Annotated in this window: 8 protein-coding genes; 6 read left to right on the top strand and 2 right to left on the bottom strand. The window is 44.5% G+C overall.

Going from position 1 to position 11,716, the window contains the following annotated elements; genetic code table 11:
- Positions 1-621 precede the first annotated feature (621 nt).
- Positions 622-2,985, bottom strand: coding sequence for a TonB-dependent receptor (locus AC1DCV_RS29025; protein WP_477026456.1), 2,364 nt, complete (start codon positions 2,983-2,985; stop codon positions 622-624).
- Between the two features lie 69 nt (positions 2,986-3,054).
- Complete coding sequence (locus AC1DCV_RS29020; protein ID WP_477026455.1) at positions 3,055-3,639, bottom strand: DUF3347 domain-containing protein; 585 nt, start codon at positions 3,637-3,639, stop codon at positions 3,055-3,057.
- Positions 3,640-3,769: 130 nt separating this feature from the next.
- On the opposite strand from AC1DCV_RS29020, the gene AC1DCV_RS29015 reads away from it, so the two are divergent.
- From AC1DCV_RS29015 to AC1DCV_RS28990, 6 genes are all read left to right on the top strand, one after another.
- Positions 3,770-5,731 (top strand): ABC-F family ATP-binding cassette domain-containing protein, encoded by a 1,962-nt coding sequence (locus AC1DCV_RS29015; protein WP_477026454.1) that lies wholly within the window; start codon positions 3,770-3,772, stop codon positions 5,729-5,731.
- A gap of 133 nt (positions 5,732-5,864) precedes the next feature.
- Positions 5,865-6,551, top strand: a complete 687-nt coding sequence (locus AC1DCV_RS29010) for a response regulator (RefSeq protein ID WP_133811153.1) — start codon at positions 5,865-5,867, stop codon at positions 6,549-6,551.
- 19 nt (positions 6,552-6,570) lie between these two features.
- Positions 6,571-7,941, top strand: a complete 1,371-nt coding sequence (locus tag AC1DCV_RS29005; RefSeq protein WP_477026453.1) for a HAMP domain-containing sensor histidine kinase — start codon at positions 6,571-6,573, stop codon at positions 7,939-7,941.
- A 79-nt stretch (positions 7,942-8,020) separates the two neighbouring features.
- Complete coding sequence (locus tag AC1DCV_RS29000; RefSeq protein ID WP_477026452.1) at positions 8,021-9,298, top strand: TolC family protein; 1,278 nt, start codon at positions 8,021-8,023, stop codon at positions 9,296-9,298.
- A 4-nt stretch (positions 9,299-9,302) separates the two neighbouring features.
- Positions 9,303-10,394: an efflux RND transporter periplasmic adaptor subunit gene (locus AC1DCV_RS28995; protein WP_477026451.1), complete on the top strand. Its 1,092-nt coding sequence runs from the start codon at positions 9,303-9,305 to the stop codon at positions 10,392-10,394.
- 7 nt (positions 10,395-10,401) lie between these two features.
- On the top strand, positions 10,402-11,715 hold the full coding sequence (locus AC1DCV_RS28990) for a carbohydrate porin (protein WP_477026450.1): 1,314 nt from the start codon (positions 10,402-10,404) through the stop codon (positions 11,713-11,715).
- Position 11,716: the final 1 nt, after the last annotated feature.

Below are 11,716 nucleotides of genomic sequence, written 5' to 3'. Positions count from 1 at the left end.
GGAAGATAAGGCGAAAGAATTGATTATTGCGATTTATCAGATTGTGGAGGAGCAACTGGCAGGGAGTAACAGGCATATAACAACCGTCTGGTATGACCTACATAAGAAATCTCCTTATTCTTGCTATAAATGCTTTAGCGATGCCCCATCCATGTATATCTACCACTACATTATAATGTGCCTCATTATTATAAACCTTGCAATGACTATATGTGATTGGTAATAATATTTTTTCTTAAAAAATGATATTATCAATAAAGTAATAATATAGCTAAAAGAAATATCTATTTAAAGCCCAATATTAAAACCAGGAATAAATTAATTTTATTCCTGTAATATAAAACCATTACATTATGACAACAATTGGAAATCTTAAATTGTATGACATTTTTCGGAAGGACCTGCATCTGCCGGAGAACAAGGCCACTTAAATAAGGCTAACAAGAAGCATGTACGGTGTTACGCTGGCACAAATGCTCGTTCTTATCGGTTCCATATACTACTTTTTAAAATATGCAGGAGTAGTGAGATAATTAAACTGTCCCTTCCATCGTGTATTTCCACTCCAACACCCATATGTACCGCGCCCCATTCCTGTATAAAACTTCCATCTTTTCTTCCCTAGAACCTAAAATTATACGTCACCGAGGGTAAAATCGGAAACAACGATACCTGCTTCGCACTCACCTCCAACGTTCCATTCAACGCACTTCCCTGCTGATCGAAATAAATAAAATAAGGATTCTTGCGGCTATACACGTTATAGATAGAAAACGTCCAGCTGCTTTTAATACGCCTCTTGGGCTTCTTAGGCGTTGGCGTATAAATAGCTGACAGATCCAGTCGGTGATAAGCTGCCATCCTATAAGAATTGATACTCCCATAACCCTGTACCAGCGTGGTTTCCATAAAATAGAAAGTTTCCGGTAACGTGGTAGTGTTACCAGTACCGTAAATGAATATACCCGAGAAACTCCAGTGCTTATTGAGGTCGTAAGTACCTACCAGCGCCAGATCATGCCGGCGATCATACTTCGCCGGATAGCGCTTACCGTCGTTTAAGTCCGGAAACTGACGCCAGGTCCAGGCCAGTGTATAGCCCAGCCAGCCTGTAAATCGCCCCTTCTTTTTATTGACAAATAATTCCAGGCCATAGGCCTGCCCCTTCCCGAACACAAAATCCTTTTCAGGATCATCGAGCGAAGGCGTATACCCCTCACGATATTCAATCTGGTTGTGCATATCCTTATAGTACACTTCTGCAGAAGCCTCGTAGGCATTGTTCCTGAAATTACGGAAGTACCCGGCGGTGTATTGCCACGACACCTGTGGTTTTACCAGGTAGGTACTGGGCACCCATACATCAGTAGGCAGTGTGGTACCGGCATTGGATACGAGATGAATGAACTGGTAATTACGGGTCACTGCTGCTTTCACCGAACTTTGATCATTCCAGGACCACCGCAGAATGATCCGTGGCTCCAGGCCTCCATAGCTGATTACCGACTGTCCCCGGCGATATACTGTGCTATCGGTTTTATTGCCGGCAGCGTCGCGGGTATAACGGGTATATGGTCCTATCTGCATAAAACCGCTGTAACGTACACCTGCATTCAGTTGCAGTTGAGGTGATATTTCCCAGTCATCCATCAGGTACAGCGCTACCTCATGGGCATATTTCTTAAACGCATTTTCCGGAGAAAATTTAGTGCTATCCTGTTGCCCCGCAATCGTAGATGGGGTAAAGATGTGGTGGATATAATTGCCACCGAATTTGATATGATGATTCACATTGGCATAGTAATCGAAATCTGTTTTTATGTTACCATCACTGATACCAGAAGAAAGCCGGATATCAAAATTATTCTGCAGCGCGCTGAACTGAAATTTGTAATCGTTATAGATCAGGGAAGTATTAGCAAAGAGCTTTTTACTGAATACATGGTTCCATCTCAAAGTAGCGGTGGTATTGCCCCAGGGGATCTTCACATCAAAGGAACGATCACTGTTATTGAAGCTGAAAACATCTTTGCCGACATAACCACTAAGGTAAATACGGTCTTTATCCGAAAAGATATAATTCATTTTTATATTCAGATCATAGAAATAATAGCCCGACCCCTTATACGCAGTATTATTAATAAATGGCTTCGTGAGCAAGTCTATATAGGTACGTCTTCCGCTTACAATAAAGGAGGCTTTGTTTTTCTTCAGCGGCCCCTGGAAGGAGAGCCGGGAGGAGATCAGTCCTATTCCCCCTTCTCCCTGGAAATTTTTATTATTACCTTCTTTCATGGAAATATCTACTACGGAAGACAGCCGGCCACCATAGTTCGCTGGCATACCGCCTTTGATGAGCGTAGTATTACGAATCGCATCTGCATTAAATACAGAAAAGAAACCGAAAAGATGACCTGTATTATATACAGGCGCCTCATCCAGCAGGATGAGGTTTTGATCCGGCCCACCACCACGCACATAAAACCCGGCGTTACCTTCGCCGGCTGCCTGTACGCCTGGCATGAGCTGTAAGGCTTTGAGTACGTCCACCTCTCCCATCAGCGCCGGCAGCTTCTTTACCTGCAGAGAGGACAGCTCTGCCCTGCCCATATCGGTACTTTTAACATTGGCATCTTTTCTTTTGTCGGTAATCACCACCTCTTTCGCCTGGTAGGAATGCGGATATAACTCCAGGTTCTGGTTAATATTTCCGTTAAGTGAAAGGGCGATCGCTTTGGATTCAAAACCAAGAAAAGAGTAAAGCAATATATAATTTCCGGCGGGTAGCGTAAGGGAATAGAATCCGTAATTGTTGGTCTGTACGCCATTAGAAGAGTGTAAAACCTGTATGGTGGCTCCCGGCAGGGATTCGCCGTTGGTACTGTCTTTTATGAAGCCACTAACAGTATATTGCTGTCCCAGTACCCCGTTAAAGGAGCATAGCAAGTAGAGGAATAAAACAAAGGGACCATATCGTGTGAACATACCATTAAATCGTGAACAGCAAAAAGATACCAGTAATTTACGATTTACTGTTCACGATTCAATAACAAGTTATTTATAACTTAAAGTATCCCTGGTTTCGCCACAGGTCAGCATTTTATGTCCGAAGTAAGGGTTCTGTATCCCTGGCTTGTCGCTCAGCCAGTAGGCGCCTTTGTCATCAAATGCCATAGGGCAGTACTGATGATAGATGGTATGCCCTTTTAACCCGGTATTCTTAACAAGGTCAAATAACATATCTGACACCATCTGAAAAGATGCACGTTTACCTTCCAGTCCTGTTTCTCCTTCAAAACCGGTTAACTCCGCACTAATGCTGCCGGTGATGCCGGTAATATTGCCCAGACGGCTGCTATCCATCTGTAAAAGGGTAACCGGTAAGCTATCTATATGAAGCTTCAATGTGGCGGCAATGACATTCGCAGCGGTGCTATCGGCCTTTACCAGCGCATCAGACAGTTGATAATAAGACGACAGGGTATTACCAAGAGAATCATAAAATACCTGGCTGTAAGGCGCCTGTAAAGCCGCGGAAGTACCCGTGGACTGCTCCTCTTTAGGTGCTTCCTGATGGCATGCAAACAGGGCAGTTGCCAGTACCACTAATCCAACGGGAACGCATACTTTAAAATTCATAATTTTGTGCTTTAAAGCAAAACTAAATAAATACCGCGGCATTTGTCATACGTAACATCAGACAAAATCCACCAAATACGGACATTTATCCTTAACTTTGCACGTTTTTTATCCAATTTTTTTATTTTTTATGTTGATCGCTTTACAGGACATTACGTTTGAGTTTGGATCCAGGGTTATACTGGAAGATTCTTCCTGGCATATAGAACCGGGCGACCGTGTTGGTCTTATCGGGTTGAATGGTACCGGCAAGTCTACCCTGTTACGCATTATCAATGGGGAATATTCCATTTCCAAAGGAAGTATTAATAAAAGTAAAAATCTGACGATTGGTTTCTTTAACCAGGACCTGCTCAGTTTTGAAACCGATGAATCTATTCTTACTGTGGGTATGATGGCCTTTGGTAAAGCGCTGGAACTGGAAAAAGATATTGAGCGTATTACCAAAGAGCTGGAGGATAGCCAGACAGAAGAATTGCTGCATAAATTCAGCGATGCCCTCCACGAATTTGAGGCACTGGATGGCTACAACATGAAGCACAAAACGGCCCAGGTACTGGAAGGCTTAGGTTTTACCACAGCCGACTTAGACCGTCCCTACAACCAGTTTTCCGGTGGATGGCGTATGCGTGTGCTTCTGGCCCGGTTAATCCTGCAGCAGCCAGATGTACTGATGCTCGATGAGCCCACGAACCACCTGGATCTTCCATCTATTGAATGGCTGGAAAAATACCTGATTGGTTATAACGGTGCCGTGATCATTGTATCGCATGACCGGTTCTTCCTGGACCGTATGGTCAACAGGATCGTGGAAGTATATCAGCAGCAATTGCACCACTATGCTGGATCTTACGCTGATTACGAAGTGGAAAAAGAACTCCGCCGTGAAATGCAGCAGCGTGCATACGAAAACCAGCAGGACTATATCCGTCAGCAGGAGCGCTTTATTGAGCGCTTTAAAGCCAAGGCTTCCAAAGCAGCACAGGCACAGAGTATCGCCAAAAGGCTGGATAAACTGGAGCGCGTAGAGCAAACCGATAATGGTCCTTCTAAAATCAAAATTAACTTTACGGTAGATAAAACACCCGGTAAGATTTTATGTACCCTGAATAATATCAGCAAAAGCTACGGGAATATAGAAATCCTTAAAAACACCAGTGCAGAAATCAACCGTGGTGATAAAATCGCACTGATCGGTGCCAACGGTAAAGGTAAATCTACCCTGCTCCGGATCATCTTCGGGATGGAACCAATGGAAGGGGAAAGGGTACCCGGCCACAACGTAGTAACCAGTTTCTATGCACAGCACCAGCTGGAATCACTGGATATGGGCAGTGAAATCCTGGATGAACTGAAAAACTTTGGCAGTGGTCGTACGGAGCTGGAATTACGCCAGTTATTAGGCTGCTTCCTCTTTACCGGTGATGATGTATTTAAGAAGATCAAGATCCTGTCCGGAGGAGAAAAAGCACGCGTGGCACTCGCTAAAACCATTATCAGTCAGGCGAACTTCCTGATGCTCGATGAGCCTACCAACCATCTTGACATGAACTCTGTTCAGATGTTGATTGATGCGTTGAATAAATACGATGGTAGCCTGGTGCTGGTATCGCATGATCGTTACTTTGTGAGCCAGACCGCCAATAAGATCTGGGAAATTGTGGATGGTGAGATCAAGGAATTCAAGGGCACCTACAATGAGTATGAAGAGTGGAAAAAGAGAATGGCAGCCCAGCAGCAGGCACCTGCAAAAACTAACGCTAACGCAGAAACGAAAAAAGATACCCGTCAGCAAAATACCGCTGCTACCGTAGACGCTGGCAAAGGTGCTATTAACAAAGATGTACAGCGCGAATTGCAGAAACAGCAAAAGCAGTTTTCGCAGGTAGAAGGTCAGGTGGCCAGCTTGAAAGAACGTAAAGCCAGCCTGGAAGCCAGTTTGGGAACACCTGATGTTTACAATGACAAAACAAAATTTGCCCAGGTAGAAAACGAATACCAGGATGTACAAAAATACCTGGACCGGGCAAATCAGCAATATGAACAGTTGTTTGAAAAAATAATGCAGCTGGAAGCGAATCTGACCAGCTGAGGAAAGAATTACGAATGATGAATTACATTTTACGCATTTGTGGGAAGGTAGTAAACGCCTGGATCTCCACGCAAATGCGTAAATTGTAATTCGCAATTTGTAATTACATTTTTTAACCATTCCCCTTTCTTGTATGCAGAAAATACTGGTAGTTGAAGACGAAGTAAAAGTGGCCAATGCCGTGAAGAAAGGGCTGGAAGAAAATGGTTTTGATGTGGATGTAGCCTATGACGGCCGCATTGGCAAAGGATTAGCCACCAGCAATAATTACGACCTGGTGATCCTGGATCTGAACCTCCCCCATCACAACGGCTATGAACTGTGCGAAGTGATCCGCCATAAGAACAACCGGGTTCCGGTAATCATGCTCACCGCCCTTGGTGGTATGGAAGATAAAATGCAGGCCTTTGAACTGGGCGCTGATGACTACCTCATAAAACCCTTCGACTTCCGTGAACTGCTGGCGCGCATCCGGGTATTCCTGAAAAGAGCCGGCTCTGAAGCCACACACGGTACCCAATACAAAATAAGTATCGCCGACCTGGAAATAGACCGCGAGAAGAAAGATGTTACCCGCGGCGGCAAAAAAATTGCCCTCACTGCCAAAGAATACCAGTTACTGGAATTCCTGGCCATGCACAAAGGCAAAGTCATCTCCAAACTCACCATCGCTGAAAAGGTATGGGATATCGATTTTGATACCGGTACCAACGTGATTGAAGTATATATGAACTTCCTCCGCAAAAAAATAGATAAGGATTTTGAACAGAAACTATTGCATACCAAAACCGGTATGGGATATTATCTTTCTGAAGAATAAACCTCCTTCCCTTTTCTGATTGAAGATCAAGTACAAAATAGCGCTCTATTACACCATCTCGGCTACGTTGATGCTCATTGCATTTGCGGTGCTGGCCTATTATTTTTCGGCTAAATCACGGAAGGCGGAATACCTGGAGCGACTGGAATACCGCGCCCGTTCCATTGCCAATGTAATTATTGAAGATGGCAATGTAAAGGTTGATCTGCTGCGTAAACTGGATCGTACCACCTTCCAGGATCTTTATAAAGAAACGATCCTGGTATATAACCCTAATTATGACCTGCTGTATAGTAATCTGAAAGATACGACCATCCGTACGTATCCCAGTTTGCTTAACTACATTAAAGAAAATAAGCTATACAGTTACGATAAAGGAAGCGGCGAAGTAGTAGGCGTATACTACACTGAAGGAGATGTTTCTGTTATTGTAATCGTTTCTTCTTTTGATAAATATGGTTTCCAGAATTTGCAGAACCTCAGCCAGATCCTGCTGCTGGAGCTGATCACTGCTGTCATAGTACTGGTTGGTGTGGGTTATTTCTTTGCACGAAAAATGGTGCAACCTATCGACCAACTGGTGCAGCAGGTAGATAGTATCAATGCCAATAATATGCAGGATACACAGGTGGCCGTAAAAGGTAAAGATGAAATTGCCAAGCTGGGAGCCAACTTCAACACGATGCTGCAGCGTCTTAGTGAGTCTTTCCATCTTCAGAAAAGCTTCGTAAGCAATGCCTCACATGAGCTACGTACCCCATTGGCAGCCATTATCAGCCAATTACAGGTAGCCCTGTCGAAAGACAGATCACGGGAAGAATACCTGGCGTTGCTGACTTCTGTGCTGGAAGACGCCGAAAATCTCTCGGATCTTTCCAATGGCCTGTTACAACTGGCCCAGTCAGAAATGCGGCAGCAGGAGTTCGTATTGAGCAATGTGCGTATTGATGAATTGCTGATGGAGATGACCACCCTGATCCGGCTTAAACAAAAGACGGCCAGTAAAGTGGAAATCCATTTTGTGAAAGTGCCCGATAATGATTCCCTGGTGACCTGCCATGGAAATGAAAACCTGCTGAAGGTGCTTTTCCTGAATCTGATTGATAATGCCTGCAAATTTTCGGGAAACAATACCGCGTTGGTTTCTATCGATTTTTTTACGCAGTACATTACAGTGCAGATAAAAGATACGGGAATCGGTATTCCTACTGATGAAATCAATAAAATATTTGAGCCCTTTTACCGTGGACACAATGCACTTCAAATCCGCGGCCATGGCCTTGGTTTGTCTATCTGTAAGAAGATCGTGCAAATTCACAACGGCCATATCACCGTTACTTCTACACAAGCAGAAGGCACCACTTTTACCGTGATGCTCCCCCATTTATAATTCTTTAAGCCATTTTTAATCTTCCTTAAAGGCCCCTTTAATTCGCCTTTGTGAGCTTTGTGTCATGAAATTTGGCATTATGCGAACTATAAGGATGCTGTTCCTGACAGCGTGTGTTTCCTGCCTGGGCTATATTCAACCTTCACAGGCACAAACGTCTCCTCAGACCGTTACCCTACAATCTGTAGAGGACTCCTTCCTGGTAAAAAATTATGCATTGCTGGCACAACGTTACCAGATAGATGCTTCCAAAGCATTGGTGCGACAGGCTAAAATGTGGAGCAACCCGTCTTTCAGTACCGTACTTGGTTTTGGTAGTACCGATAAATTTAAGCCGTTTAATATAGGAGCTGGTGGTGAAACGCAGTACAACCTGGACCAGCTAATACAACTCGCCGGTAAAAGAAATAAAAGCATACAACTGGCCGCTGCCGCAGCGAAAATGAGTGAGGCAAACTTTGATGAATTGCTACGCACCCTTCGTTTACAGCTCCGGGAAAACTTCTACAATATGTACTACCAGCAACAAACGGAAACGGTGTTAAAAGAGCAGCTGGAAAACCTGCAGAAAATTGTAGATGCCTATGTCACTGCCGATAAAAAAGGAGTAGTGGCACATGCAGACCTGGTAAGGCTACAGGCCCTGCAGGTAGGCATTGAGAATGACTTTGCCGACCTGAAACAACAGGAATTAGAATCTCAGAAAAACCTGCAACAATTGTTACATACCAGGGATTTTTATGAGGCCAGGCTGCAACCCGCAGATCTGGCTTCATACAACCTGGATAAAATACAACTTCCCCAGCTGCTCGACAGTGTATCGTTAAACAGACCTGATGTCAGGATAGCAGATATGCAATATCAGACCGCCCAGCTGAATTATCGCCTTCAAAAATCGCTCGCAGTACCGGATCTGCACGTAGGTGCTACCTATGATAAGCAAGGTAGTTATACGCCGAATTTTGTGGGCCTTACCCTGGGTATCGACCTTCCCACATGGAACCGCAACCAGGGGAATATCCGTGCAGCACAATTACAGATCGGCAGCGAACAACAACAACTGCTGCAACAACAATCTATCGCACAAACAGAAGTACTCAATGCCTATCAGCGTATCATAGCGCTGGAAAAGCGTTACAAAGGATTTGACCTGCATCAGTTCCAGGGTGAGTTTGATACCCTCATCGAGGAAGTGGCTAAAAACTTCAGTAAAGGCAATATCTCGCTGCTGCAGTTTATTGATTATTTCAACAGCTACAGCGACAACGCAAAAAATATTAACAAGTTTTTATCCAACCGGGTAAATGCCTACGAAGAACTCAACTATGCAACAGGACAAGAACTATTTAAAAATTAAGCGCATGAAACAGCCTATCATCATTATTGGCTTTTCGCTGCTGGCCACCATTTTATGGAGTGGCTGCAAACACAGCCAGGCAGAGGATTCAGAGAAGACCACTTTTGTGCTCAGCGATACGATGCTGAAAAATATACGCATCGATACCGCGCATATACAACCGGTACTGAATGAGCTTCGTCTTTCCGGCAAAGTAACACCTAACGGTGGTAAGGTATTGAAGGTATATCCGCTGGTGAGTGGTTATGTAGAAGATATAAAAGTACAGCTGGGTGATTATGTACAAAAAGGTCAGGTACTGGCCGTGATACATAGTGCGGAAATTGCTGACTATGAAAAACAACTGGCGCAGGCAAAATCTGATCATAATGTGGCAGACAAAAACCTGAAAGTAGCGCAGGACTTGTACGACAGCCGGTTGAGCACCGAAAAAGATGTGGTGAATGCCAAAGGCGAAGTACAGAAATCAGATGCAGAAATCAACCGGCTCAATGACCTGTTTAAAATTTACAAAAAAGGTAAAGGCGCTACCTACCTGGTAACAGCACCTATCTCCGGCTATATCATTGAAAAAAATATCAACAACAATATGGAGATCCGTTCGGATAACAGCGCCAACATTTTCACCATCTCTGAACTGGATGATGTGTGGGTAATGGCCAATGTTTTTGAAACGGATATTGCCCGTATTAAAGAAGGTTACCAGGCAGACGTAGTCACCGTCAGCTACCCTGATGAGCCCTTCCATGGCAAGATTGATAAGATCTACAACTTCCTGGATCCAGCTACCAAAACCATGCAGGTGAGAATCAGCATAGATAATAAAAACATGCTGCTGAAGCCTGAAATGTTTGCAACGGTATATGTAAAATACCAGGATAACGATCAAAAAATAGCGGTTCCTTCTGCGGCCGTCATCTTTGATAACAGTAAAAATTATGTACTGGTATTTAAAGACAAATTCAACATTGCAGTGCGTCAGGTGGAAGTAGCTAAAACTTCCGGGGATATTACTTACCTGTCATCCGGCCTCAGTGCGGAGGAGAAAGTAATCTCCAAAAATCAATTGCTCATTTACGATGCACTTAAAGACTAACCCGGTAATGAAGCGATTATTTTCCATAGGTATACTGGCATTAAGCAGTACCCGCTTGCTGGCGCAGGATAAGAAGACGGATAGCATTATCCCCTACTCTTTCCATTTCCAGCAAACGTTGGTAACGCAATGGCATCCGGACTTCCAGGCGAAGTACTCCGGAACTAACAGCTTTCTTACCCACGAAAAAGGGGCTACCTCTATTACCAGTACCATTTACGCAGGTATTCGTCCGCTGAAAAATCTGGAATTATATATCAACCCGGAACTCGCCGGTGGTGAAGGTCTCAGCCATGCCACCGGCATTGCGGGTTTCCCTAACGGAGAAACTTTCCGCGTGGGTAATCCCAAACCAACTATATACCTGGCACGTGCATACGGCGTTTATACGTTGCCGTTAACATCTCATGTGGAGAAAGATGAGGATGATATCAACAATGTGGCCGGCACCACACCTACACATTACCTGCGCTTCATAGGCGGTAAATACTGTCTGGCCGACTTCTTCGATCAGAACGTATACAGTCATGATCCCCGCACCCAGTTCCTGAACTGGTCGCTGATGAGTAATGCCGCCTGGGATTATCCGGCCGATGTACGTGGCTATACGATGGCGCTGACCGTACAATACCACAAAGATAACTGGCAGGTACAGGCAGCCACTTCGCTGGAACCTACCACTGCTAATGGTCCTACCCTTAATTATCATTATGGAAAATCCAACGGAGAAGTTGTGGAAATAACGCACACGCATATACTGAATAAACATGAAGGAAATGTGCGTGTAATGGCTTTCATTAACCAGGCTCCTATGGGTAATTATAATGAAGCGGTGAAAGTAGCGGTAGATACACCGGACATTACCGGTGTCAGAAAAGACGGTCGTACCAAATATGGTTTCGCGGTTAATATAGACCAGGAGATCACGAAAGGCGGCGGTGCTTTTCTGAAAGCATCCTGGAATGACGGTCATAATGAAACCTGGGCCTACACGGAAATAGATCGTTCCATTAGCGCCGGATGGCTGCAAAACGGGCAGTGCTGGCACCGTGCACAGGATAACGTAGGTGTAGCACTGGTGGTAAATGGATTATCCAAAGATCACCGTAACTACCTCGCTGCCGGCGGCTCCGGCTTTATGGTTGGCGACGGTCAGTTGAACTACACACCCGAAATGATTGCTGAAGTATTCTATCAATGTAACATTACCAGGCTACATATTGCCCTGAGCCCCGACTATCAGTTTGTGCTGCATCCTGCTTACAACAGCGACCGCGGACCGGTTAATATCGTGGGAATAAGGACCAGAGTGGCATTCTAAA

Source organism: Chitinophaga sp. 10T418 (genome assembly GCF_056394125.1).
This window is presented reverse-complemented; position numbering and strand designations above follow the sequence as displayed.